At 71.8% G+C, this 24,671-nt stretch carries 23 protein-coding genes and 1 riboswitch; of the genes, 13 read left to right on the top strand and 10 right to left on the bottom strand.

Annotation, left to right across the window (positions count from 1 at the left end; all coding sequences use genetic code 11):
* Window positions 1-174: 174 nt before the first annotated feature.
* Window positions 175-675, top strand: a complete 501-nt coding sequence (locus MB828_RS30410) for a metallophosphoesterase family protein (protein WP_301650972.1) — start codon at window positions 175-177, stop codon at window positions 673-675.
* Between the two features lie 120 nt (window positions 676-795).
* Here the strand turns inward: MB828_RS30410 and MB828_RS30415 are convergent, their stop codons facing one another.
* On the bottom strand, window positions 796-1,902 hold the full coding sequence (locus tag MB828_RS30415) for an XdhC family protein (protein ID WP_301650973.1): 1,107 nt from the start codon (window positions 1,900-1,902) through the stop codon (window positions 796-798).
* Between the two features lie 251 nt (window positions 1,903-2,153).
* Between MB828_RS30415 and MB828_RS30420 the strand changes: the two genes are divergently transcribed.
* Both MB828_RS30420 and MB828_RS30425 read left to right on the top strand, forming a co-directional pair.
* Window positions 2,154-4,196 (top strand): GTP-binding protein, encoded by a 2,043-nt coding sequence (locus MB828_RS30420; RefSeq protein ID WP_430381447.1) that lies wholly within the window; start codon window positions 2,154-2,156, stop codon window positions 4,194-4,196.
* Between the two features lie 77 nt (window positions 4,197-4,273).
* Window positions 4,274-6,130 carry a cellulase family glycosylhydrolase gene (locus MB828_RS30425; RefSeq protein WP_301650975.1) on the top strand — a complete coding sequence of 619 codons (1,857 nt, stop codon included), beginning with the start codon at window positions 4,274-4,276 and terminating at the stop codon, window positions 6,128-6,130.
* Window positions 6,131-6,190: 60 nt separating this feature from the next.
* Here MB828_RS30425 and MB828_RS30430 read toward each other — a convergent pair whose 3' ends face one another.
* Complete coding sequence (locus tag MB828_RS30430) at window positions 6,191-7,438, bottom strand: YncE family protein (protein ID WP_301650976.1); 1,248 nt, start codon at window positions 7,436-7,438, stop codon at window positions 6,191-6,193.
* 174 nt (window positions 7,439-7,612) lie between these two features.
* Here MB828_RS30430 and MB828_RS30435 point away from each other — a divergent pair, with 174 nt between their 5' ends.
* Window positions 7,613-8,278, top strand: coding sequence for a TetR/AcrR family transcriptional regulator (locus MB828_RS30435; protein ID WP_301650977.1), 666 nt, complete (start codon window positions 7,613-7,615; stop codon window positions 8,276-8,278).
* Between the two features lie 111 nt (window positions 8,279-8,389).
* Here MB828_RS30435 and MB828_RS30440 read toward each other — a convergent pair whose 3' ends face one another.
* Window positions 8,390-8,968 carry a TetR/AcrR family transcriptional regulator gene (locus MB828_RS30440; protein ID WP_301650978.1) on the bottom strand — a complete coding sequence of 193 codons (579 nt, stop codon included), beginning with the start codon at window positions 8,966-8,968 and terminating at the stop codon, window positions 8,390-8,392.
* Between the two features lie 93 nt (window positions 8,969-9,061).
* Between MB828_RS30440 and MB828_RS30445 the strand changes: the two genes are divergently transcribed.
* Window positions 9,062-9,508, top strand: coding sequence for a DUF1772 domain-containing protein (locus MB828_RS30445; RefSeq protein WP_301650979.1), 447 nt, complete (start codon window positions 9,062-9,064; stop codon window positions 9,506-9,508).
* Between the two features lie 49 nt (window positions 9,509-9,557).
* Here the strand turns inward: MB828_RS30445 and MB828_RS30450 are convergent, their stop codons facing one another.
* Window positions 9,558-9,962, bottom strand: coding sequence for a VOC family protein (locus MB828_RS30450; protein WP_301650980.1), 405 nt, complete (start codon window positions 9,960-9,962; stop codon window positions 9,558-9,560).
* Window positions 9,963-10,271: 309 nt separating this feature from the next.
* Here MB828_RS30450 and MB828_RS30455 point away from each other — a divergent pair, with 309 nt between their 5' ends.
* On the top strand, window positions 10,272-12,251 hold the full coding sequence (locus MB828_RS30455; RefSeq protein ID WP_301650981.1) for a ricin-type beta-trefoil lectin domain protein: 1,980 nt from the start codon (window positions 10,272-10,274) through the stop codon (window positions 12,249-12,251).
* A gap of 36 nt (window positions 12,252-12,287) precedes the next feature.
* On the opposite strand, the gene MB828_RS30460 is transcribed toward MB828_RS30455, so the two are convergent.
* A complete protein-coding gene (locus MB828_RS30460; RefSeq protein WP_301650982.1) occupies window positions 12,288-13,145 on the bottom strand; it encodes a bifunctional 5,10-methylenetetrahydrofolate dehydrogenase/5,10-methenyltetrahydrofolate cyclohydrolase in 858 nt (285 codons plus the stop codon).
* Window positions 13,146-13,171: 26 nt separating this feature from the next.
* Window positions 13,172-13,254, bottom strand: a riboswitch (ZMP/ZTP riboswitch).
* Between the two features lie 172 nt (window positions 13,255-13,426).
* Window positions 13,427-13,792, bottom strand: coding sequence for a nuclear transport factor 2 family protein (locus tag MB828_RS30465; protein WP_046733406.1), 366 nt, complete (start codon window positions 13,790-13,792; stop codon window positions 13,427-13,429).
* A 172-nt stretch (window positions 13,793-13,964) separates the two neighbouring features.
* On the opposite strand from MB828_RS30465, the gene MB828_RS30470 reads away from it, so the two are divergent.
* Window positions 13,965-14,261: a hypothetical protein gene (locus MB828_RS30470; protein ID WP_301650983.1), complete on the top strand. Its 297-nt coding sequence runs from the start codon at window positions 13,965-13,967 to the stop codon at window positions 14,259-14,261.
* 114 nt (window positions 14,262-14,375) lie between these two features.
* On the opposite strand, the gene MB828_RS30475 is transcribed toward MB828_RS30470, so the two are convergent.
* Window positions 14,376-16,145 carry an ABC transporter ATP-binding protein gene (locus tag MB828_RS30475; RefSeq protein WP_301650984.1) on the bottom strand — a complete coding sequence of 590 codons (1,770 nt, stop codon included), beginning with the start codon at window positions 16,143-16,145 and terminating at the stop codon, window positions 14,376-14,378.
* A gap of 227 nt (window positions 16,146-16,372) precedes the next feature.
* On the opposite strand from MB828_RS30475, the gene MB828_RS30480 reads away from it, so the two are divergent.
* Both MB828_RS30480 and MB828_RS30485 read left to right on the top strand, forming a co-directional pair.
* Window positions 16,373-17,461: an S-(hydroxymethyl)mycothiol dehydrogenase gene (locus MB828_RS30480; protein ID WP_301650985.1), complete on the top strand. Its 1,089-nt coding sequence runs from the start codon at window positions 16,373-16,375 to the stop codon at window positions 17,459-17,461.
* Window positions 17,461-18,090: an MBL fold metallo-hydrolase gene (locus MB828_RS30485; RefSeq protein WP_301650986.1), complete on the top strand. Its 630-nt coding sequence runs from the start codon at window positions 17,461-17,463 to the stop codon at window positions 18,088-18,090. The genes MB828_RS30480 and MB828_RS30485 overlap by 1 nt, the downstream gene beginning before the upstream one ends.
* A gap of 89 nt (window positions 18,091-18,179) precedes the next feature.
* Here MB828_RS30485 and MB828_RS30490 read toward each other — a convergent pair whose 3' ends face one another.
* Window positions 18,180-18,716, bottom strand: a complete 537-nt coding sequence (locus tag MB828_RS30490) for a hypothetical protein (RefSeq protein WP_133022823.1) — start codon at window positions 18,714-18,716, stop codon at window positions 18,180-18,182.
* Between the two features lie 50 nt (window positions 18,717-18,766).
* Between MB828_RS30490 and MB828_RS30495 the strand changes: the two genes are divergently transcribed.
* The gene (locus MB828_RS30495) at window positions 18,767-19,585 is read left to right on the top strand and encodes an SDR family NAD(P)-dependent oxidoreductase (protein WP_301650987.1); all 819 of its coding nucleotides are present in this window, start codon (window positions 18,767-18,769) and stop codon (window positions 19,583-19,585) included.
* Here MB828_RS30495 and MB828_RS30500 read toward each other — a convergent pair.
* Window positions 19,571-20,968: a pyridoxal phosphate-dependent decarboxylase family protein gene (locus MB828_RS30500; RefSeq protein ID WP_301650988.1), complete on the bottom strand. Its 1,398-nt coding sequence runs from the start codon at window positions 20,966-20,968 to the stop codon at window positions 19,571-19,573. The two genes, MB828_RS30495 and MB828_RS30500, sit on opposite strands and share 15 nt — an antisense overlap.
* Before the next feature lie 193 nt (window positions 20,969-21,161).
* Here MB828_RS30500 and MB828_RS30505 point away from each other — a divergent pair, with 193 nt between their 5' ends.
* A complete protein-coding gene (locus MB828_RS30505; protein ID WP_133022826.1) occupies window positions 21,162-21,857 on the top strand; it encodes a L,D-transpeptidase in 696 nt (231 codons plus the stop codon).
* Window positions 21,858-21,889: 32 nt separating this feature from the next.
* Here the strand turns inward: MB828_RS30505 and MB828_RS30510 are convergent, their stop codons facing one another.
* Window positions 21,890-23,092, bottom strand: coding sequence for a Gfo/Idh/MocA family protein (locus tag MB828_RS30510; protein ID WP_133022827.1), 1,203 nt, complete (start codon window positions 23,090-23,092; stop codon window positions 21,890-21,892).
* 141 nt (window positions 23,093-23,233) lie between these two features.
* Between MB828_RS30510 and MB828_RS30515 the strand changes: the two genes are divergently transcribed.
* On the top strand, window positions 23,234-24,382 hold the full coding sequence (locus tag MB828_RS30515; RefSeq protein WP_301650989.1) for an ROK family transcriptional regulator: 1,149 nt from the start codon (window positions 23,234-23,236) through the stop codon (window positions 24,380-24,382).
* 99 nt (window positions 24,383-24,481) lie between these two features.
* Window positions 24,482-24,670, top strand: a complete 189-nt coding sequence (locus tag MB828_RS30520) for a hypothetical protein (RefSeq protein WP_046733395.1) — start codon at window positions 24,482-24,484, stop codon at window positions 24,668-24,670.
* Window position 24,671: the final 1 nt, after the last annotated feature.

Consider the following 24,671-nt stretch of genomic DNA (forward strand, 5'->3'; position numbering starts at 1 on the left):
GGGGTGGTGAGCGGAGGGCGGCGAGGCAGTCGGTGGGCGGTGGGGTGATGATCGGTGGGCCGTGCGGTGGCGATCGGTGGTGGGCGTTCCGCGGCGGAAGTGCGGTGGGGCGGTGAGCGGTGGGCTGTGGGGCGGCGGGGTGGTGGGCGGTGGGGTGGTGGCTAGGGTGGTGGGGTGCGGTTGCTCATCACTTCCGATACGCACCTCCCGTTGCGGGCCAAGCGGCTTCCGGACCGGCTGCTCGGCGACCTTCCGCGCGCCGACGTCGTGATCCACGCCGGTGACTGGGTCGACGAGGCCACCCTCGATCTGCTGGAGAGCCGCAGCCACCGCCTCATCGGCGTGTACGGCAACAACGACGGCCCCGGCCTGCGCGCCCGCCTCCCGGAGGTGGCCCGCGCCGACCTCGGCGGCCTGCGCTTCGGGGTGGTCCACGAGACCGGTGCCGCGCAGGGCCGCGAGGCCCGTTGCGCCGCCCGCTTCCCCGACCTGGACGTCCTCGTGTTCGGGCACAGCCACATCCCCTGGGACACCACCGCCCCGGGCGGCCTGCGCCTGCTCAACCCCGGCTCACCCACCGACCGCCGCCGTCAGCCGCACTGCACCTACCTGACCGCGACCGTCGCGGACGGCACGCTCACCGACGTCACCCTGCACCGGCTGCCGCCCCGCTGACGGGGACCGACCGTGCCGGGCGGCGACCCGGGCAGGGCTGACACCCCCGGCAGCACTGTGCTCCGCCGCGCGACGACCCCGCCCGGTACACCCGGGTCCCGGCGCGCCGTCCTCGCCGTCTCAGTCGGCCGTGGGTGCGTGGATGGCCCCGCTGGTGTTCGTCAGGGGCGCGCCGCTGCCGCCCCAGCGCAGCGCGACAATCTCGGCGGCCACGGACACGGCGACCTCCTCGGGGGTGCGGGCGCCGAGGTCGAGGCCGAGCGGCGAGCGCAGCCGGGACAGCTCGGCCGCGGTGAGACCGGCCTCCACGAGCCGTGCCCGGCGCTCCTCGTGGGTCCTGCGGCTGCCCATCGCCCCGATGTAGGCGGCCGGCCGGCGCAGCGCCTCCTCCAGCAGCGGCACGTCGAACTTCGGGTCGTGCGTGAGGACGCACACCACCGTGCGGTCGTCGGTGTCCGTGCCGCTCAGGTAACGGTGCGGCCAGTCGACGACCACCTCCACGGCGGCCGGGAACCGCTTCGGCGTGGCGAAGACCGGGCGGGCGTCGCACACGGTGACCCGATAGCCGAGGAAGTCACCGACGCGGGCCACCGCCGCCGCGTAGTCGATCGCGCCGAACACGAGCATGCGGGGTGGTGGCGCGAAGGACTGGAGGAACACCGTGACCGCGTCCTCGCGGCGCTCGCCGTGCGGGCCGTAGTGCCGCAGGAGGGAGGCGCCGAGGGCGAGTTCACCTCGCGCGTCGGCGGTGACCGCGACGTCGAGGCCGGTCGCGCCGAGGGTGCCCGCCACCCGGTGCGGCCACACCGCGAGGGCCGCTCCGCGCGGCGCGGGGCCGTCCACCACCGTGGCCACCGTCACCGGCTCGCCCGCGGCCACCGACGCGGCGACCGCGCCGAACGCCGGGTCGGAGCCGGCGGTCACCGGCCGTACCAGCAGGGTGATCTCGCCGCCGCAGGTCAGCCCCACCGCGAACGCGTCCTCGTCGCTGTAGCCGAAGGTCCGCAGCCGCGGTTCGCCGCTCGCCACCACCTCCCGCGCCAGTTCGAAGACGGCGCCCTCCACGCAGCCCCCGGAGACGCTGCCCACGACCTCGTCGTCCGGGCCCACGGCCATGGCCGCGCCGGGCCCGCGCGGCGCACTGCGGCTGACCTCTACCACCGTCGCCAGGCCGAACGGGATCCCGGCCGCGTGCCAGTCGGCCAGCGCCGGCAGGATCTCACGCACCCTCGGCTCCTCTCGACCGTGCAGATCACTCTAGGACCGCGCCCTCGAGGCGGCGAGCGCTCCCGACGGCACTCCCGACGGCACTCCCGACTGGGCTCCCGGCGGGCGTTAATCCGTTGCGGCCGGACGGCCCGCCCTGCTGCACTGCTCCCGTCCCGACGTCACCCGGAGAGGATCACCGATGCGCACTGCGTGCATGTCCACCCAGGAAGGAATCCCATCCATGCCGAAGGACGTCACGCACGGTGCACATGCTCAATCTCGGAATCCTCGCGCACGTCGACGCGGGTAAGACCAGTCTGACCGAACGGCTGCTGCACACGGCCGGGGTCATCGACGAACTCGGCAGTGTCGACGCGGGCAGCACCCGGACCGACACGCTCGCGCTGGAACGGCAGCGCGGCATCACCATCAGGTCGGCGGTCGTGTCGTTCCCGCTGGACGGGGTGACCGTCAACCTCATCGACACCCCCGGCCACCCGGACTTCATCGCCGAGGTGGAACGGGTCCTCGGCGTCCTCGACGGCGCGGTTCTGGTGGTCTCGGCCGTGGAGGGCGTCCAGGCGCAGACCCGGATCCTGATGCGGACCCTGCGCAGGCTGGGCATCCCCACGCTGATCTTCGTGAACAAGATCGACCGGCGGGGCGCCCGGGACGAGGCCGTGCTCGCGCAGCTGGCCCGCAGGCTCGCCGTCCCGCTCGTCCCCATGGGCCGCGCCGCCGCGCTCGGCACCCCCGCCGCCCGGTTCGTGCCCGGCCTCGGGCCGGCCGCGCCGGAGGTGCTCGCCGACCACGACGACGCGCTGCTCGCCGCGTACCTGGACGGCGGCGTCCCCGACGCCCAGCTGTGGGCGGCCCTCGCCGGTCAGACCCGGCGGTGCCTGGTCCATCCGGTGTACTTCGGCTCGGCCGTGACGGGCGCCGGTGTGCCCGGCCTGATCGCCGGCGTCGAACGGCTGCTGCCGGCGGCCGGCGGCGATCCGGCGGGCCCGGTCTCGGGCACGGTCTTCAAGGTGGAGCGGGGTCCGGCGGGCGAGCAGATCGCCTATGCGCGGATCTTCTCCGGCACGCTCCGGGTGCGGGACCGGATCCCGTTCGGGGCCGACACCGAACCCGGCCCCGGTACCGGCGTCCGGGCTGAGGGCGGCACCGGCGTCCCGGCGGAGGGCGGCGGTACGGGCGTCCGGGTGAAGGGGCGGGTCACCGGGCTCTCCGTCTTCGACCGGGGTGCGGAACAACGCCGGGACAGCGCCGGCGCCGGGCGGATCGTCAAGGTCTGGGGGCTCGGCGGTGTCCGGATCGGCGACGCGCTCGGCCGGCCGGCTCGCGCGTACGAGCACCACTTCGCGCCCCCGACCCTGGAGACCGTCGTCGTCCCGTGCCCCGGCACCGACCGGCGCGCCCTGCACCTGGCCCTCACCCAGCTCGCCGAGCAGGACCCGCTGATCGACGTCCGGCACGACGAGGTCCGCAAGGAGACCTCCGTCTCCCTCTACGGCGAGGTGCAGAAGGAGGTCGTCCAGGCGACGCTCGCCGACGAGTACGGCCTCGACGTCACCTTCCGGGAGACCACCACCGTCTACGTCGAGCGGCTCGCCGGGACGGGTGCGGCCGTCGAGTTCAACAAGAAGGACGGCAACCCGTTCCTCGCGACGGTGGGCCTGCGGGTGGCGCCGGCACCGGTCGGTTCGGGCGTCGGCTTCGGCCTGGAGGTGGAGCTGGGCTCGATGCCGTACGCCTTCTTCAAGGCCGTCGAGGACACCGTGCGCGAGACCCTCGGCCAGGGGCTGCACGGCTGGCGGATCCCCGACTGCACGGTGACCATGACCCACTCCGGCTACTCACCCCGGCAGAGCCATGCCCACCAGCGCTTCGACAAGAGCATGTCGAGCACCGGCCAGGACTTCCGCGGACTGACCCCGCTGGTGCTGACCGAGGCGCTGCGGCGGGCCGGTACCCGGGTGCACGAGCCGATGCACCGCTTCCGTCTGGAGGCCCCCGTGGACACGCTCGGCGCGCTGCTCCCGGTGCTCACCCGGCTCGGCGCGCTGCCCCGGCGGACGGACACGCACGGCGCGCTCTGCGTGCTGGAGGGCGCGGTGCCCGCCGCCCGGGTGCACCGGCTGGAACAGCTGCTGCCCGGTCTGACCCGGGGCGAGGGGGAGCTGGAGAGCGACTTCGACCACTACGCGCCCGTGGCACGCGGGACGGTTCCCGAGCGTCCACGCACCGATCACAACCCGCTCGACCGCAAGGAGTATCTGTTGAACGTGACCGGCCGTGTGGGCGGGTGAGCGCCAAGTGCCAGGCAGGTATTCAACTTACTCATGAGTCAGAAGTATTGACGGTGTCCGGAAATCACCGGACTGTAATGAACATGACGAGTATCCGGGCGCGTTTGATCGTTGTCCTGGTTGTCCTCTGCGGATTCCTCGCGGTGGCGGGCGCCCCGTCCGCCACCGCAGCCACCCCGTCCGACTCCCTCTCGTTCGACGGCACCCCGCTCACCGTGCAGAACGGCCGCTTCGTCGACGGCCAGGGCCGTGAGGTCGTCCTGCGCGGCTACAACGTCTCCGGCGAGACCAAGCTGGCGGAGAACGGCGGCCTGCCCTTCGCCTCCGTCGCCGACGCGAAGAAGTCCGCCACCGCGCTGCGTGCCCTCGGCGGCGGCAACGCCGTCCGCTTCCTGCTCTCCTGGGCGTACGCCGAACCCGTGCAGGGTCAGGTCAGCACCACCTACCTGGCCGCCGTGACCGCGCAGATGCAGGCGTTCCTCGACGCCGGCATCCGGGTCTTCCCCGACTTCCACCAGGACCTCTACTCCCGCTACCTGTTCAACTCGGGCAGCTGGTACACCGGCGACGGCGCCCCCAAGTGGGCGGTCGCGCTGGGCGGTTATCCGACCGAGTCGTGCGGCATCTGCCTCTTCTGGGGCCAGAACATCACCCAGAACGCGGCCGTCCAGAAAGCCCAGTACGACTTCTGGCACAACAACTACGGCCTCCAGGACTACTTCCTGGCCACCGCCCAGACCACCATGACCTATCTGGCCGGGCATCTGACGTCCGACGAGTTCGCGGGCGTCGTCGGTTTCGACCCCTACAACGAGCCGTACGCCGGCTCCTACGACTCCGGCGAGACCTCCCGCACCTGGGAGCAGAACCGGCTCTGGCCCTTCTACCAGAAGTTCCGCGCCCGGATGGACGCCGCCGGCTGGAGCGGCAAGCCCGCGCTCATCGAGCCCAACCTCTACTGGAACGGCAACGTCACCAACCAGGAGGGCGGCCTCCTGGACACGGGCACCCTGGGCTCGCGCTATGTCTTCAACACCCACTTCTACGACCAGAAGGCCATCTCCGGCGTCCTGATGTGGGGCAACGCCGCCGACGGCCAGTACTCGACCGCCTTCGGCACCATCCGGGACCGTGCCTCGGCCGCCGGGACCACCGCGCTCGTCAGCGAGTTCGGGCACCCGCTGTCCGGCACCACCGCCGGCAAGGCGCCGACCGTCGACAAGGCCATGTACCAGGCCCTCGACTCCCGTCTCTCCGGGGCGAACTGGTGGTCCACACCGGCCTCCTCGGGCCCGGTGCTCTCCGGCACCCAGTGGCAGTGGGACATCTACAACGGCCGCCACCACGAGCTGATGAACGACAACGCCGGCAAGGTCCTCACCGCCGGTGACGCCTGGAACGACGAGGACCTCTCGGCCGTGAACACGGACGACAGCGGTACGGTGACGCTCCGTCAGGACGCCCGGCTGCTCGACCGGATCTATCCGGGCGCCACCTCCGGGGCCACGCTCGCCTTCACCTACGAGGACCGCTCCCGCGACGGCTCCACGACCCTGACCTGGAACCCGGTTCCCAGTTCGCTGCCGAACGTGGCCGCACTGGTGGGCTCCGGCCAGTACGCCCTCCAGGTCTGGCGTTCCGGCAGCGCCACCGCACCCACCGAACTCCACCTCCCGGCCTCCTTCCCGACCGCGTCCACCACCGTCGTCTCCGACCTGGGCACGGCCTACGGGCCTCCCGCGTACACGTCCTCGACCCCCGTGGGCGTGGCCGCCGAACCGGGTGGGACGGGCAGCCGCCGACTGCTGCTCACCGACTCGGACTCCGGCGTGCCGCACTTCGCGCTGGTGACCAACGGGGCGACCGCGCCCGGCACCACCCTGCTGAACGCGGCCAGGGCGGAGCTGGCCGCCTGGGTGGCGGCGAAGTTCTGAGCCATGCCTCGGCCTCCGGAGTCCCGCCTGACCCCGGAGGCCGAAGTGGGTGAGGGCGCGTCAACTCGACGACGTGCCCGTCCAGTCGGCCCGCACATGGCCCAGCCGGACGCGCTGCGGGTGGTCGCCGACCGGGACCGAGGTGACCTTCTGGCCGGTGCCGAAGTCGATCGCCGTCACCTGGTCGGCGCCGCTCTCGGAGATGACGCAGTCCTTTCCGTCACCGCTGACCGTGGCCCAGTAAGGGGTGGACGCCGTGATGAGCGGGCCCTCCTGGAGGGTGGCCCGGTCGACGACGGTCGCGTAGTTGTCCATCGTCCCCGCCACGCACAGCTTGGTGCCGTCCGGCTTCATCGAGATGCCGTGGTGACGCGAGTCGAGGAGCCAGGTGGTGCGGTCCGTGCTGGTCGCGGGGTTCGCCGGCAGCGTCTTCACCCGGGTGATCCGGTCGCTGGCGATGTCGTACTCCAGGAAGCCGTTGAAGAACGACACCTGGAAGTACATCTTCGACCAGTCGGGGGTGAAGGCGGCGGGCCGGACCGCGTCCGAGAAGTCCGTGAGACCGAACGCGTCCAGCCGGGCGCGCATGTCGATGGTCTTGACCTGCTTGTAGGTGGTGGCGTCGGCGACGGTGATGTGCCGGTCACCCTTCGTCCAGTCCCAGGCCGGGTCGTCCAGGGACGTGGTGACCTCGCCGATCGACATGTTCCAGATGTACTTGCCGTCGGGGCTGAAGACGTTCTCGTGCGGCTTGTCGCCGGTGCTGAACTCGCCCAGTTCCGCGCCGGTGTTGATGTTCAGCACCTGCACCTTGTTCGCGGTGGAGGCCGACACCGCGACCTTGGTGCCGTCGGGGGAGACGGCCATGTGGTCGGCGCGGTAACCCGCCACCGGGAAGCGCCAGTTGATCTTGTCGGTGGCCAGGTCGATGGAGACGACGTCCGCGAAGCTGGGACGCGAGACCACCACCGACCTGCCGTCCGGGGTGGAGTACATGTCGTCCACGTACTGGTCGTGGCCCTGGCCGACCTCGTTCCGGATGGACGTGTAGTAGATCCACTTGATCGGGTCGGCGTTGATCTCGGCGATCCGCGCGTCCTTGTCGGGGATCACGTTGAGCTGGCCGACCTTCGCGAAGTCGCCGGTCGAGTTCAGGACGGTCGCGGTGCCGTCCCAGTTGTTCCCGACGAACAGCACCTCGCGCAGGGAGGCGTCCGCCGCTGCGGTGGCGGCGGTCGCGGGCGCGGTGACGGTCAGGACGAGGGCGGCGGCCACGGAGCAAAGGTGCCTGGGTCTGAAGGCAGGCATGACTGCTCTCTCCTCTGATGGGGGGTGTGGGGCGCGCGTGCGGTCGCGGGTCGCGGAATCTGAACACGTGCGCGTTCAAAGCGAACTTACTGAAAAGTAAGGAGAGGCGGCCTTACTCCACAAGAGGCGTACACGACAAAATTGGCCAACGGGTGGACGACGGAGGGGGCAATCTTGGCGGGCAGGCTCAAGGCGCCGACGGGTCGCTACGGCGGCCGGTCCGCCGAGGAACGCAAGGCCGAGCGGCGTCGGCGCTTCCTGGAGGCGGCGCTCCAACTCTTCGGTGCGGCACCGGGGTTCAGCGCCACGACCGTCGCCGCGCTGAGCCAGACGGCGGGCCTGTCGACCCGTCAGTTCTACGAGGAGTTCCACACCCTGGAGGACGTGCTCGCCGCCTTGCACCTGGAGGTCAACGGGTGGGCCGAGGAGGCGGTGCGGGAGGCTCTCGCGGAGGCCGAGGACCTGCCGCTGGTCGAGCGGGTGACGGTGCTGTTCCGCGCCTACGCGCGGGACGTCACGTCGGATCCGCGGCGCATCCGCATCGCGTTCGTCGAGATCATCGGGGTCAGTCCCCGGCTGGAGGAGCAGCGGCTGGCGCGGCGGGCGCGCTGGGTGCAGCTGATATGCGCGGAGGCGAACGCGGCGGTGGCGCGCGGGGACGCGGCGCCCCGTGACTACCGGCTGGCGGCGGCCGCGTTCATCGGGAGTGTGAACGGCTTGCTGCACGACTGGAGTGCGGGGTGGGTGGACGCGTCGCTGGACGACGTGGTGGGGGAGCTGGTCCGGTTGCTCGTGGGGATGCTGCGGCCGGAGGGGTGGGTGCCGCAGGCGGCCCGATAGTGGTCCCGGTGGCGGCGGGTGGCGGCCGGTCACGCGGTGGCCGCGCCCCCCGGGGGGAGCGCTGCCGGAGCCGCCGTCCGGCCGTGACCGCGTGCCCGCCGGGGCGGTGCGTCAGAGCTCGGCGAGCCGGTCCACCAGCAGTTCCACCCGCTGCTCGGTGTCCGCCGGCGGCAGCCGTCCCGCCCGGGTCAGGGTGGCGAGGCCGTGCAGGGACGCCCAGAACAGCTCGGTGTACAGCCCCGGTTCGACGCCCTCCCCGGCGACCTCGCCCAGGCACTCCAGCAGTGCGGCGAAGGCGTCCTTCAGCGGCTCCGGCGTGTCCTCCCGCGCGTACGGCAGGCCGTTGCTGAGCTGGAACAGGGCGTCGTAGACCGCCGGGTTGCGCTCGGCGAAGTCGAGGTAGCCGCGGGCGAGGGCGGTGACCCGGGCGCGCGGACCGTCCGCGGCGGCGGTCGCGGCCCGCACCGCGACGGCCAGCTCGGTGGCGCCCTGGAGGGCGACGGCGCCGATGATCTCGCGCTTGCCGCGGAAGTGGCTGTAGAGGACGGGCTGGCTGTACTCGATGCGCTCGGCGAGCCGGCGCGTGGTCACCGCGTCCCAGCCCTGCTGCTCGGCGAGTTCGCGAGCCGTCGCCACGATGAGGCGCTCACGGTTCGCCCGCTCGCGCTCCTTGCGTTCCTGTACCGACATGCGTCGATCCTAGCACTGCTAGACAAGTGAGCGCCGACAGTACTAGCGTTGCCTTGTCTGCTAGCAACGCTAGATTCCAGAGAGGTCGTCGTCATGCTCAGCGCATTCGAGGTGTTCACCGTCGTGGTCGTCGGCGTGATGGTGGGAGTGGAGTTCTCCGTCGCCTTCGTCATGAACCCGATCCTCAACGCACTCCCCGGCGACGCCGGCCAGCTCGGTCACGCCCACGGGGGCCGGATGCTCGGTGCCGTCATGCCGGTCTGGTACATCGGTTCGATGGTCCTCGTCGCGGTCTGGGCCGTCGCCGGATGGCACCACCGGGGCGCCGGCCTCGTGGTCACCGCCGCCGCGCTGCTCGTCCTCAGCGTGGTCATGTCGGTCCTGCTGCTGGTCCCGATCAACAACCGGAACAAGTCGTGGACCCCCGGGAACCGGCCCGCGGACTGGAAGGAGCAGCTGCACCGCTGGGAGCGCTGGCACTACGTACGTGTCGCCGTCATCATCGGCGCCTTCGCCCTGCTGGCCGCCGCCCTCGCCTGAGGGTCCCGGCGACGTGGCAGGCCGGGGAGTACCCCGGCCTGCCACCGTCTCATGACTCCGTCGGCTGTTCCCGGTGACTGCCGTAGGGCCGCGTGATGATCTCCATGCCGTGTCCGGCCGGATCCATGAAGTACAGGCCGCGTCCGCCGTGATGGTGGTTGAGCTCCCCGGGCTGCTTCAGGTGCGGATCGGCGTAGTACGTGATCCCGGCCTGCCGGGTGCGCCCGAAGGCCGCGTCGAACTCCTCGTCGGAGACGAGGAACGCGTAGTGCTGCATGGTGATCGACTCCGCCGGGACGGCGGCGAAGTCCAGGGTGACCCCGTTGCCGGTGGTCACGGGAAGGAACGGGCCCCACTCGGTCCCGACCTCGAGCCCCAGGACGTGCGCCAGGAATTCGGCCGACTCCCGGATGTCCCGGGCGTGGACGATCGTGTGATTCAACTCGACTGACATGTGTGGAATGCCTCCGCAAGGCAATCTCACGGGCACCTCCATGCCTCACCCGGCCGGTGACCGACACGCGATGCCGTGCCCGTGATCCTAAACAGCACCGCCCACGGCGTCGAGAGCGTTCCCCCGGTGCCGGTCGACGCGGGAGGAACGGCCCTGCCGCGGCCCCGAGTTGACTCCTGTCCCAGCCGTTGACTTCATCCCCCGGCGGCTCTACGTTCGGCGCGCGACACGTTCGGAACATCGATCCCCGTTCGATATGACGAACGGTTCTGGTCGGACACCCCCCTGCACCCCCCGTGGAGGAGCCGCATGTACCCCCCGCCCCGATCGACCGGCAGCGGTCCCGTACGCCACCTGTGGGCCGCCGTCGTACGCACCCTCGCCCTGGCCCTCACGGCCGCCGCCGCGCTCCTCTTCGCCACGCCGGGTCCGGCCCGGGCGGCGACGGTCTCCCAGGTCTCGGTGCCCGCCGCCCCGATGGGCTGGGCCTCCTGGAACAGCTTCGCGGCGAAGATCGACTACGCCGTCATCAAGGCGCAGGTCGACGCGTTCGTCGCGGCCGGGCTGCCGGCCGCCGGCTACAAGTACATCAACATCGACGAGGGCTGGTGGCAGGGCACCCGCGACAGCGCCGGCAACATCACCGTCGACACCAGCGAATGGCCCGGCGGCATGAGCGCCATCGCCGACTACATCCACAGCAAGGGCCTGAAGGCCGGCATCTACACCGACGCCGGCCACAACGGCTGCGGCTACTACTACCCGACCGGCCGTCCCGCCGCCGCCGACACGGGCAGCGAGGGGCACTACGCCCAGGACATGCTGCAGTTCTCCAAGTGGGGCTTCGACTTCGTGAAGGTCGACTGGTGCGGCGGTGACGCCGAAGGCCTGGACGCGGCCACCACCTACAAGTCGATCAGCTCGGCCGTCACCACGGCCGCCGCCACCACCGGCCGACCGCTGACCCTGTCCATCTGCAACTGGGGCTACCAGAACACCTGGAACTGGGCGACCGGCCTGGCCCCCATGTGGCGCACCAGCACGGATATCTACTACTACGGCGGTACGGCCTCGCAGTCCGCCGTCCTGTCCAACTTCGACCAGACCCTGCACCCGGCGGCCCAGCACACGGGCTACTACAACGACCCCGACATGCTGACCGTCGGCATGACTGGACTCACGGCGGCCCAGAACCGCACCCACATGGCCCTGTGGGCGATCTCCGGCGCCCCGCTGCTGGCCGGCAACGACCTCACCACCATGACCGGTGAGACCGCCGCCATCCTCAAGAACTCCGACGTCATCGCCGTCGACCAGGACGCGCGCGGCCTCCAGGGCGTGAAGGTCGCCGAGGACACCACCGGTCTCCAGGTCTACAGCAAGGTCCTCTCCGGCACCGGCAACCGCGCGGTCGTGCTGCTCAACCGCACCTCCGCCGCCGCGAACATCACCGCCCGCTGGTCCGACCTCGGTCTGACCGGCGCCTCCGCGACGGTCCGTGACCTGTGGGCGCAGTCGAACCTCGGCTCGTACAGCACCGGTTACACCGCGAGCGTCCCGGCCGGCGGCTCCGTGCTGCTCAAGGTCAGCGGCGGCACCGAGGCGTCGAGCACCGGCTACAGCGCCTCCGCCACCGGCAAGTACACCGGCGTGAGCGCCGCGAGCACCGGCCTGGACGTCGTCGACGTCGCCTACACCAACACCGGCTCCACCGCCGTCACCGGCACGCTCCAGGTCAACAGCCAGACCGCCACGACGGTCTCCTTCCCGCCGACCGGATCCTCGCAGGGCACCGTCTCGGTACAGGTCGACCTGAGCAAGGGGTCGACCAACTCCCTGACTTTCACCGGGAGTTCCCTCCCGACGCTCGGATCGATCGCGGTGAGCCCGATACCCGGGACCAACGGCACGCTCCTCGTGGGCAAGGCGTCCAGCCGCTGCGCCGACGTCTACAACAACACCGTCACCAACGGCACCCAGGCGGAGATCTGGGACTGCAACGGCGGCCAGAACCAGGCCTGGACGTACACCTCCCGCAAGGAGTTCGTGGTGTACGGCAACAAGTGCCTGGACGCTTACAACAAGGGCACGGCCAACGGCACGAAGGTCGTGATCTGGGACTGCAACAGCCAGACCAACCAGCAGTGGAACGTCAACTCCGACGGGACGATCACCAACGTCAACGCCGGGCTGTGCCTGGACGCGTACAACGCGGCCACCGCCAACGGCACTTCGCTGGTGCTGTGGACCTGCAACGGCGGGACCAACCAGCAGTGGAGCCAGAACTGAGCCGCTAGCCGGGCGGCGGGCCTGCCCGGCCGGGCCTCACACCCCGAGCTGCCGGGCGGCCGCCGTCACCGTCTGTTCCAGCAGTACGGCGATGGTCATCGGGCCGACGCCGCCCGGCACCGGCGTGATCAGCGAGGCCCGCTCCACGGCGGTGTCGAAGTCGACGTCACCGACGTTGCCCTCGTTGTAGCCGGCGTCGAGCACCACCGCGCCCGGCTTGATGTCCTGGCCCCGGATCAGCCGGGGCCGGCCGACCGCGGCGACCACGATGTCCGCCTCGCGCACGGCCGCCGACAGATCCCGGGTGCGGGAGTGGCAGTAGGTGACGGTGGCGTCCCGGGCGAGCAGCAGCATGCCGGCCGGCTTGCCCAGGATCGCGCTGCGGCCCACCACCACCGCGCGCTTCCCGGCCGGGTCGACGTCGTAGGCGTCGAGCAGGCGCAGGATGCCGCCGGGCGTGCAGGAGACGAAGCCCGGCAGGCCGAAGCTCATGGTCGCGAACGACGCGAAGGTCACGCCGTCCACGTCCTTCTCCGGGGCGATCGCCTCGAACGCGGCTCGCTCGTCGACGTGTTCGCCGACCGGGTGCTGGAGCAGGATGCCGTGCACCGTCGGATCCGCCGACAACTCCCGCAGCACGCCGACGAGTTCCGCGGTGGTCGTGGTGGCGGGCAGGGCCACGTGCCGGGAGGCGATGCCCGCCTTGCGGCTGCGGTTCTGCTTCATCCGGACGTACGTGACGGACGCGGGGTCCTCGCCCACCAGCACCGTCGCCAGACACGGCGTGACAGCGGTGCGTGCGGTGAGGTCGGCGGCCCGACGCGCGGTCTCCTCGACGATCCGGCGGGCGACGGCGGTCCCGTCCATGAGACGGGCCTGGGCGGTCTGGGTCATACGGCACACTCCTGGGCTGCTGCGAGGTTCATCGCCCAGGCGCACGGCATCGACGGTACGGACCGCTCCCCGGTGGTGCTCCACCTCAGCGCCAGTCACGGCCCGCCCCCAGGGTAACCGAGGCCGTCGGCGCACCTTGCGGCGACGGGCGGCCCGCAGGATCGCCCGCAGCAGCGCCGGTGACGGCCGCGGGAAGCTGCGGCGGGTGCGTCCCAGCCCCGCGTGCGCCGAGAAGGTCCAGGTCACACGGGTGCTGACCTGGACCCTCCGGCCTCGGCCGACTACTCGTCCCATGCCTGGATCATGATCTGCTCGGCGATCTTGCCGTCGCGCAGCGTGATCATCGATTCGGCGAGCACCCGGACGCCGTCCGCGTACTCGCAGGACTCGCTGTACGCGGCCCGGTCGCCCTGCACGACGCACCGGTCCAGCCTGTGCGTCATGTCCCGGCTGTAGACGTCGTCCAGCATCGCCGCGATGTCCGGACGGCCGTGCAGGACCTTGGGGTGGCTGGGCTGGGTGTTGCGGTCGACGATGCGGATCTCCGCGTCGTCCGCGTAGAGCGCGAGCAGCGAGTTCCCGGTGTTGCCCTCGATGGCCCGGCGCAGTGTGTCAGTGTCGAACGTGGAGCCTGTCGCGGTGCCCATGATGACCTCCTGCGGGGCCCGCGACCCGACGCGGAGCGGGCGGCGAGAGCCCCTCACTCCGAGGCTCCTCCGCCGCGCCCGGCTCGGCAAACGCAGGCCGGGCGCTCCTCCTGACGGGTGAGGGCGGTGCGCTGCCCGTGTCCGGTCCGCCGCCGGCACCGTTGCTGAGGACATGATCTCAACACGACGTATCGTCGCCGCCGTCGGTCTGGCCGTCGGGGTCACCGGCCTCGCCGCGCCGCTGGCGAACGCGGCCGACGCGAGCGCGCAGCACCCCGGGAAACTCACCGCGCTCGGCGTGCTCGACTCGGTCTCCAGCAGCAACATCCCCACGGAGTACCAGGGCAGGATGCCGAAGGTCTCGGAGCAGGTGCAGGGGCTCAACGGAGTCCACAAGCTCAGCGAACTGCACCAGGTCACCGACCTGGCCGCGCCCGCCACGGGACTGCTGCCGGGCATCGAGGCCTGACCCCACCGCCACACCGAGGGCCGTCCCCGAAGGGGGCGGCCTTCGCGGCTCTCGCGGCCCGCACGACTCTCGTGGGCCTCGCGGCCCGCACGACTCTCCCCGTCTTCCGCCGGCTCAGTGCTCCGAGGCCAGGAACTGGGTCGCCGCCAGCTCCGCGTACAGCGGGTCCGCCGCCACCAGCTCGCGGTGCGTGCCCACCGCGCGGACCCGGCCCGCGTCCATCACGACGATCCGGTCCGCCATCGTCACCGTCGACAGCCGGTGCGCGACCACCAGCACCGTGGTCGACCGTGCCACGTCGGCGACCGTGTCCCGGAGCGCCGCCTCGTTCACCGCGTCCAGCTGCGAGGTCGCCTCGTCGAGCAGGAGCAGCCGGGGCCGGCGCAGCAACGCCCGTGCGATCGCGACCCGTTGGCGCTCACCGCCGGACAGCTTGGTCCCGCGGTGCCCGACCAGGGTGCCCAGCCCCTGCGGCAGCCGGGCGACCAGACCGTCGAGCCGGGTCGTCTTCACCACCCGAGCCACCGCGTCCTCGTCCGCCTCCGGGTTGCCCAGCAGCAGGTTGTCCCGCAGCGACCCCGACAGCACCGGCGCGTCCTGCTCGACGTACCCGATGGCCGAGCGCAGCAGCGGGAGTTCCCACTCGTCCAGCGGGCGGCCGTCGACGGCGATCGTGCCGGACTCCGGGTCGTAGAACCGCTCGATCAGCGAGAACACGGTGGTCTTGCCCGCGCCGGACGGCCCGACGAACGCCGTCATGCCCCGCGCCGGAACGTCGAAGCTCACCCCGTGATGGACGTACGGCAGGTCGTCGGCGTAGCGGAAACGCACGTCCGTGAAGGCGACGGAGGCCGGTTCGGCGCCGGCCGACGGCAGCTCGGCGGGCGCGGACGGCGGTTCGGCGGGCAGCCGCAGCGCCTCCTGGATCCGGGCGAGCGCCCCGGCACCGGTCTGGTACTGCGTGATCGCCCCGACGACCTGCTGGATCGGCTGCATCAGGTAGAACACGTAGAGCAGGAACGCCACCAGCGTGCCCACCCCGATCGCACCGGTCGCCACCCGTGCCCCGCCCACCGCCAGCACCGTGATGAACGCCAGCTGCATCGCGAGCCCCGCCGTGTTGCCCGCCGCCGCGGACCACTTGGCGGCCCGCACGCTCTGCCGCCAGGACTCCTCGGCCGCCGCGTGCAGGGACTGCTCCTCCCGGTGCTCGGCACCCGACGCCTTCACCGTGCGCAACGCGCCCAGCACCCGTTCCAGCGAGGCCCCCATCACCCCGACCGCGTCCTGCGCCCGGCGGCTGGCCCGGTTGATCCGCGGCACGATCGTGCCCAGCACGGTGCCCGCGGCGGCGATCACCACGAGCGTGACGGCCAGCAGCACGGGGTCGACCACCCCCATCATCACCACGGTGGCGACCAGGGTGAGTCCGCCCGTACCCAGTGCCACCAGCGAGTCCGTCGTCACCTCGCGCAGCAGGGTGGTGTCCGAGGTGATCCGTGCCATCAGGTCACCGGGTTCGGTACGGTCCACCGCGGCGATCCGCAGCCGCAGCAGGTACGACGACAGGGTCCGCCGCGCCCCCAGCACCACCGACTCGGCGGTGCGCCTGAGCACGTAGGCGCCCAGCGCGCCCACTCCGGCGTTGGCCACCACCAGCGCCGCCATCGCCAGCAACTTCCCGGTGATGGAACGGTCTTGGGAGAGGTCCTCGATCAACCCGCGGGCCACCAGCGGCAGCAGCAGCCCGGTCGCGCCCGTCACCAGCGAGAGCAGCGCGCCCGCCAGCAGGGCCCACCGGTGCGGCCGTACGTAGGACAGGAGCAGCCGGAACACGGACGGACCGCTCCGGTCTGTCGGCGGAACTGCGGCTGCGGCGGTCACGGTGCTCCTCGTCCGGGCGGTGGGCGGCGCCCCCAGGCTACGACGGTCCCTCCCGGTCCCGACGCCCGCTCGGCCCCCGGTCCCGACGCCCGCTCAGCCCCCGGTGTGACCCGGTCGCGGCCGGGACGGAAAGATCAGGAAGGGCGGACGCGCTCCGCGCCGTTACCGATCGGTCACGCGTAGGGTCGGAAGACAGCACGTCAGCAGAGCGACGAAAGGTCAGGACCATGGCGCAGGAAGTACGCGGCGTGATCGCACCGGGCAAGGACGAGCCGGTGCGGGTCGAGACGATCGTGGTGCCGGACCCCGGCCCGGGCGAAGCCGTCGTACAGGTGCAGGCCTGCGGGGTCTGTCACACCGACCTGCACTACAAGCAGGGCGGGATCAATGACGAGTTCCCCTTCCTGCTCGGTCACGAGGCCGCCGGTGTCGTGGAGGCGGTCGGCGAGGGCGTCACGGACGTGGCTCCGGGCGACTTCGTGATCCTCAACTGGCGTGCCGTGTGCGGGAACTGCCGGGCCTGTCTGCGCGGCCGCCCCTGGTACTGCTTCAACACCCACAATGCGAAGCAGCGGATGACCCTCGCCTCGACCGGGCAGGAACTCTCCCCGGCCCTCGGGATCGGCGCCTTCGCCGAGAAGACGCTGGTCGCCGCCGGGCAGTGCACCAAGGTCGACGCGGCCGTCTCCCCGGCCGTCGCCGGGCTGCTCGGCTGCGGGGTGATGGCGGGCATCGGTGCCGCGATCAACACCGGCAACGTCGGCCGGGGCGACTCGGTCGCCGTGATCGGCTGCGGCGGGGTCGGCGACGCGGCGATCGCCGGGTCGAACCTGGCGGGCGCCGCGAAGATCATCGCCGTCGACATCGACGACCGGAAGCTGGCGAAGGCCCGCACCCTGGGCGCCACCCACACGGTCAACTCCCGTGAGGACGACCCCATCGAGGCGATCCGTGAACTGACCGGCGGCTTCGGCGCCGACGTCGTCATCGAGGCGGTGGGCCGCCCGGAGACGTACCGGCAGGCCTTCTACGCCCGTGACCTGGCCGGCACCGTCGTCCTCGTCGGCGTGCCCACTCCCGAGATGAAGCTCGAACTCCCGCTCCTCGACGTCTTCGGGCGCGGCGGGGCCCTCAAGTCCAGCTGGTACGGCGACTGTCTGCCGTCCCGGGACTTCCCGATGCTCATCGACCTGCACCTGCAGGGCCGGCTGCCGCTGGACGCCTTCGTGACCGAGACCATCCAGCTCGACGAGGTGGAGAAGGCCTTCGAGCGGATGCACGGCGGCGACGTGCTGCGTTCGGTGGTGGTGCTGTGATGACCACGCGCATCGAACGACTCGTCACCTCGGGGCAGTTCACCCTCGACGGCGGCACCTGGGACGTCGACAACAACGTGTGGATCGTCGGCGACGAACGTGAGGCGATCGTCATCGACGCCGCCCACGACGCCGAGGCCATCGCCGAGGCGGTCGCCGACCGCACGCTGAAGGCGATCGTCTGCACCCACGCCCACAACGACCACATCGACGCCGCGCCCGCCCTCGCGGACCTCACCGGCGCCAAGATCTGGCTGCACCCCGACGACCTGCCGCTGTGGAAGTTCACCCACCCCGACCGCGATCCGGACAACCACCTGTCCGACGGGCTGGTCATCGAGGCCGCGGGCGCCGACCTGACCGTGCTGCACACGCCCGGTCACGCGCCCGGCGCCGTCTGCCTGTACGACCCCGCACTGGGCGCCGTCTTCACCGGCGACACCCTCTTCCAGGGTGGCCCCGGCGCGACCGGGCGGTCGTACTCCCACTTCCCGACGATCATCGACTCCATCCGGGACAAGCTGCTCACCCTCCCGCCGGAGACGAAGGTCCTGACCGGCCACGGCGATCCGACCACCATCGGCGCCGAGGCCCCGCACCTGGAGGAGTGGATCACCCGGGGCCACTGAACCGCACGTGACGCGGCTTCCGCGACGCCCGCCACGGCCGTGACTTCCGTGGCGGGCCCGCCGCGGGCACCGCGGTGCCGGCACGTTCCTCAGCTGTCGGGCACCGGTCGGGTGGGCCAGAGCGCCGGGTGTCCCGGAGGCAGTGCGAGATCCTCGCGTACGGCGGTGTAGTAGCGCTCCCGGCAGGCCCGCTGCCGCGCCAGCAGGTCCTGCCAGGCCTCCGGGTCGACCGTCCCGGAGCGCATGAACCGCTCCATGGCCATCACCGCGGTCACCCACTCCCGTGCCTGCTCCACCACCTCCCGGCTGCCCAGCATGATCAGCGCCTCCCCAGCCGGATCACGGCCGTCGGTGGCCGCCGCCAGCTGCGACTCGGCCTCGGCCGGGGAGATCGGGTGCGGATGAGGGTCGTTGCCCAGATGGGCCGCGACGCGGTAGGTGAGGTTCACCGTCCTCTTCAGCGCCCGCGCGTACTCGCTGTACACCACCAGCCGCCGCTCCTCCCAGCGCGCCTCCTGCTCACGCCGGAACCGCGCTCGGTCACCCCGCACCACGGCGAGATACGAACCGAGCGCGCCGATCACGACGCCTATCAGGGCCGGGAGTTGCTGCAAGAAGGCGGACATGTGCGCACGTTATCTGTCCTGTTGATCGTCGCGCCCGTACGGTCGTCCCCATGACCGGACTCAATCGCTTTGCGGGACACCGGATTCTCGTCACGGGCGCGGCCCGCGGCATCGGCGCGGCCGTCGCCCGGCGGCTGGCCGAGGAAGGCGGCCGGGTGCTGCTGACCGACCGCGACCTGCCCGAGGCCGGGCGGACGGCGGCCGGGCTGCGCGACCAGGGCCTGGCCGCCGAGGCGTTCGCCTGCGACGTGGCCGACCGGGACTCGGTGGAGGCGGCCGTCCACCACGCCGTCGCCTCCTTCGGCGGACTCGACGTGCTGGTGAACTGCGCCGCCCACTGCACCCCCGACCAGCCGCTCTTCGAGGACCAGCCGGACGACGCGTGGGCCCTCGACCTGGACGTCACGCTCACCGGCGTGCACCGCTGCTGCCGCGCCGCCCTCCCGCACCTCGCCGCCTCCGGCCGCGGCGCGATCGTGAGCATCGGCTCCGTCAACGCCGAGGCCGACTTCGGCAACCACGCGTACAGCGCCGCCAAGGCGGGGCTGGTCTCGCTGACCCGCACCCTCGCCGGGCACGCGGCCGCCCGCGGGGTCCGGGTCAACCTGGTGGAGCCGGGGACGGTCCGCACCTCCGCCTGGGAGGGACGCGACGACGAGGTCGACGCCCTCACCGCGCTCTACCCCCTGGGCCGGGTCGGCGAGCCGGCCGACATCGCCGCCGCCGTCGCCTTCCTGGCCTCCCGGGACGCCGCCTGGATCACCGGCACGACCCTGCGCGTCGACGGCGGCCTCACCGCGGTCCACGGCGGCTTCCACGCGGCGCTGCGACCGCACCAGGAGGCCCGGCGCGCCTCAGAGGGCCGCTGACGCCGTGGCGAGCGCGGCCAGCACCCGCCGGGTGTCGTCCTCGGTGGTCCGCCAGTTGCTGAAGGCCGCCCGCAGCGCGGGCACCCCGGCGTACACGGTGGGTGTGACGAACGCCTCCCCGGACGCGGCGACCGCCCCGGCGAGCGCCGCCAGCCGCTCCGGCGTGGGCCGCTCGGCGAGCGTGAAGCAGACCACGTTGAGCCGGACGGGCGCGAGCAGGCGCAGCGCCGGCAGCGCCTCGACGCCCGCGCCCAGGCGGCGGGCCTCGGCCACGTTGCGCTCGACGACTTCCCGGTGCCCTTCCCGGCCGTACGCCGTCAGCGAGAACCAGGCGGGCAGCGCCCGCAGCCGGCGGGAGTTCTCCGGGGTGAGGTGCAGGAAGTCGGGTTCGTCGGCGGGCGGGCCCAGATACGGGGACTCGTTGTGGAAGACGGCCACCTGGAGGTCGCGGCGGCGGGTGAACTGCACGGCCGCGTCGTAGGGGACGTTCAGCCACTTGTGCAGGTCGACGCAGACCGAGTCGGCCTCGTCCAGGCCGGCCACCAGGTGGGCGTGGGCGGGGGAGAGGGCGGCGAAGGCGCCGAACGCGGCGTCCACGTGCAGCCAGAAGTCGTACCGCTCCCTGAGGGCGGCGATCGCCCGCAGGTCGTCGAAGTCGACGGTGTTCACGGTGCCCGCGTTGGCGACCACGATCGCCGGCCGCCCGTCGAGCGCGGCCAGCGCCGCGTCGAGCGCGGTCACGTCCACCGCCTCCCGGCCGCCGGGCAGCAGCGGCACCGGCCGCAGCCGGTCCCGGCCGATGCCGAGCACCGAGAGCGCCTTGCCGACACTGGAGTGCGGGCTGCCGGAGAGCACGTCGACGGCGCCGAGCGCGGCGGCGCCCGCCCGGGAGACGTCCACCCCGAGCCGTTCGCCGAGCCAGGCGCGGCCGATTGCCAGCCCGACCGTGTTCGACACCGTGGCCCCGGTCACGAAGGCCCCGCTGTGGGCTTCGCCGAGCCCGAACAGCTCGCCAAGCCAGGACACGGTCTCGCGCTCCAGGGCGGCACCCCAGGAGCCGGCCGCCCCGGACAGGTTCTGGTCGTACGCCGAGGTCAGCCAGTCCCCGGCCAGGGAGGCGGGGGTCACGCCGCCGGTGACGAAACCCAGGTAGCGTGGGCCGGCCGAGGCGGACATACCCGGCGCCCACCGCTCGGTGAACCGGGCCAGCGCGCCGGTCCCGCCCTCCCCCCGCTCGGGCAACGGCGCCCGCGCGGGCGCCGGCCCGAGTGCCACGACCGGCCGCTCGGCCGCTGCCCCGGACACCTCCCGGGCTGCCATGTCGCGTGCGGACCGCAGGAGTTCGGGAAGCCGGGCGAGATCGTCGGCGAGTGCGGGGTGCATGACCCGCACACTAGGTCGGCCACGACGCTGTGGCGCGGGCCACTTCCGGGTAAGTGGACCGATGCCGGCCAGGGCGGCCGCGGCGGGTAAGTTAACCGTTTCGTCACAGCCCGCCCCGGGCTACAACCAATGCCGCGCATCGGGCGGTCCAGTACGACGAGACCACAGCGCAGGAAAAGGAGACGGACGTCATATGGGGGACATACGCAGACGAAGTGCCGTAGTGCTCGGTGTCACGGGCCTGGTGGCGCCGCTCACGCTCGCACTCACCTCCGCCCCGGCGCAGGCCGCGAGCTGCACCACGCAGGCCGGGCCGTACCAGAAGCAGGTCGAGAAGTTCCTCGGCCGGCCGGTCGACGGGAAGCAGTCCACCGCCGACTGCAAGGCGATCCAGGCGTTCCAGAACAAGCACGGGATCACGCCCGCCGTCGGCTACGCCGGTTCCGTCACCTGGGGCGTGATGGACCTGATGAACAAGCAGAAGGCCGTCGGGAACACGCCCAACAAGGACGGCAAGTGCCCGACGAACAAGGGCCGTATCGCCTGTGTGAACCTGACCCTCCAGCTGAGCTGGATCCAGGACGGCAACAGGCTCGTCTACGGCCCCGTCCCGGTCCGCACCGGCCGCAAGGGGTTCGTGACCCGCACCGGTCTGAAGAAGATCTACTGGCGTGACATCGACCACGTGTCGTCCGTCTACAACGTGCCGATGCCCTACAGCCAGTTCTTCGACGGCGGCCAGGCCTTCCACTCGGTGAACCTCAGCATGTGGAACCCGCCGGGCTCGCACGGCTGCGTCAACATGACCCCCACCACGGCCAAGAAGTACTGGTCGCTGCTGAAGACCGGCGACGACGTCTACGTGTACGGCCGCAAGCCGGGCACCTGACGGTACCCGGCCCCGGCCTGCGGGCCCCCGGCTCAGCTCTCCGGGGCGTCCCCGAAGTCCGGGATCTCCAGCCTGGCCCCGCCCTGCCGCGCGGACTCGTGCGCGATGATGCCCGGCAGGGTGTAGCGGGCGGCCACCCAGGCGTTGACGGACGGCAGTGTGCGCGAGTTCACGGCCGTCACGAAGTCGTCGACCAGGAAGTGGTGGCTGCCCTCGTGTCCGTTGTGCAGCGTGTCGAACTCGCGCGGCAGCCGCTCCCGGTCGTGCACCGGCGCCGACCCGGAGGTGAAGGCCGCCCGCAGCTCCGGCGCGATGTGCTGGAGCGAGGGGTCGTCGGGGGACATGGTGGGCTTGGGCTCCAGGAGCTCGCTGATGTCCTGCACGCCCTTCTTGTCCTGCCACAGGGCCACCGTCGCCAGCTGCTCCATGCTGGCCTCGGTCCCGAAGAACCGGAACCGTGACTCACGGATGTGGGACGGGTAGCCCACCCGCCGGAACTCGTTGGTGCGGAACGACCCGCCGCCCGCGACCTCGAACAGCGCGGTGGCGTTGGACACGTCGTTGCCGAACTGGCTGACGTCCTTGTCGAAGACGCCGTCCCCGCGCTCGTCCACCACGCCGATCGCCGACACGCTGACCGCGTGCGTCTGCCAGGCGCCGAGCACCCCGCCCACCGCGTGCGTCGGGTACAGCAGCGGGGGATAGCTGGCGGTCGCCTTCCAGTTCTCGCCGCCGCTGTAGCGGTACGCGTCGTAGAACCCGAGGTCCATGTCGTGGACGTAGTCGCCCTCGGCGTAGAACAGCCGCCCGAAGGCGCCCTCGGCGATCTGGTTGCGGGCGTGCACGGTCGCCGGGTTGTACTGGCTGGTCTCGCCCATCATGTACGTCAGCCCGGTCGCCTTGACCGTGTCGATGATCGCCGCTATCTCCTCCGTCGTGATCGCCATCGGGACCGCGGAGTACACGTGCTTCCCGGCGTTCAGGCCCTGCACCACCAGCGGGCCGTGCGTCCAGCGCTGGGTGAAGATCGCGACCGCGTCGACGTCCGGCGACTCCAGCATCGCGTCGTACGACGGGAAGGTGCCCGCGAGGTTCTGGGCGGCGGCGAGCTGCTCCGCCCGCTCGGGCAGCAGGTCGGTGACGTACACGTCGCCGACGCCGGGATGGGCCTGGAACAGCGTGGCGAACTGGCCGGAGAACTGACCGGCTCCGACGATGCCGAGTGAGAAAGTCATGGGGTTAACTTTTGCTGCGGAAGAATCTCGCCGTCAAGGGGCGGAAGGAAGCAGGGAAGACCTCAGCAGGGCGCTTCTGTGGCGTGCCCGCTGCGCAGTAGGGTGACCGTGTTACTTCAGTTCCGGAAGAAAAGGGATGCCGTGAGCGACTGGCTGCCGCTGAGCCCCGCGGAGCGCTCCGTGGCGATCGAGGTGCTCGTCCACGGCCCGCTCTCGCGGACCGAGCTGGCCCGCCGGCTGCGCCTCTCCCAGGGCAGCCTCACCCGCCTCACCAAGCCGCTCATCGAGTCCGGCCTGCTCGTCGAGGCGCCCTGGGCGGGCGCTCCGGCGGAGGCGCGCCAGGGCCGTCCCTCGCAGCCGCTCGACGTGGTCGCCGAATCCCGCTCCTTCCTGGGCTTCAAGATCACCGACGAGATGGTCTACGGCGTCGTCACCAGCCTCAGGAGCGACATCGTCGCCCGCCTCGACCGCCCCCTCACCGGCCACGACCCCGGGTACGTCGCCGATCTGGTGGCCGCGATGACCGCCGAACTGACCGGCCGGCACCCCACCGTCGCGGGCATCGGCATCGGTGTCGGCGGGTTCGTGCGCGCGCACGCGGTGGTCGGCGAGTCGCCGTACCTGCGCTGGCGCGACGTGCCGCTGGCCCAGCTGGTCCGGGAGCGCACCGGGCTGCCCGTCGTCGTGGAGAACGACGTGGCGGCCCTGGTCGAGGCCGAGACCTGGTTCGGCGCCGGCCGCGGACTCGACCGCTTCGTGGTCCTGACCATCGGTGCCGGGATCGGCTACGGACTGGTGCTCGGCGGCCGGCGGGTCCCGTACGCCGAGGAGGACCGCGGCTTCGGGCTGCACTGGATCATCGACCCGCAGGGCCCGCTCACCCCGCAGGGCGAACGCGGCAGCGCCGTGTCACTGCTCACCGTCCCCAGCATCCGCTACCAGGTCCGGGCCGCCACCGGCCGCGACGCGTCGTACGAGGAGATCCTCGCCGGCGCCGCGGCGGGAGAGCCGATGGCGGCGCGGGTGATCGGCGAGGCCGGGCGGGCGCTGGGCGTCCTGCTCGCCCAGATCGCCAACTTCGCCATGCCGCAGAAGATCCTGCTGGCCGGAGAGGGCGTCGGTCTGATGGACGTGGCGGGGGACACGGTGTGGGACGCCGTCCGTTCCCACCGGCATCCGCTCGCCGCCCCGATCGGCCTGGAGACCAAGGTCTCCGACTTCCACGACTGGGCGCGCGGCGCCGCCGTGCTGGCGATCCAGGTACTGGTGCTCGGCGGCGCGGGCGGCTGAACTGCGCCTGCTCCTCGACACATTGACGTGATGAGTAACACGGTCCGATATGTCCGTATCGGTCGTACTTACTCACGGCGCCTTCACGTCCATCGGCATATGCTTCACACCATGTCCACCACTGTTGAAGCCGTCACCGAGCGATCGGCCGACGAGGTCAACGAGGAGATCCGGGCCCTGTGGCTCCGGTCGGGCGGGACACTGACCACCGAGCAGCGCGAGGAGTACCAGCGGCTCGTCCTCGAGTGGGCGGCCGCGTCCCCGCACCAGCCGGACCGGGCGGCCTGAC

The organism is Streptomyces arenae (assembly GCF_022343545.1).
Lineage (GTDB): Bacteria > Actinomycetota > Actinomycetes > Streptomycetales > Streptomycetaceae > Streptomyces > Streptomyces humi.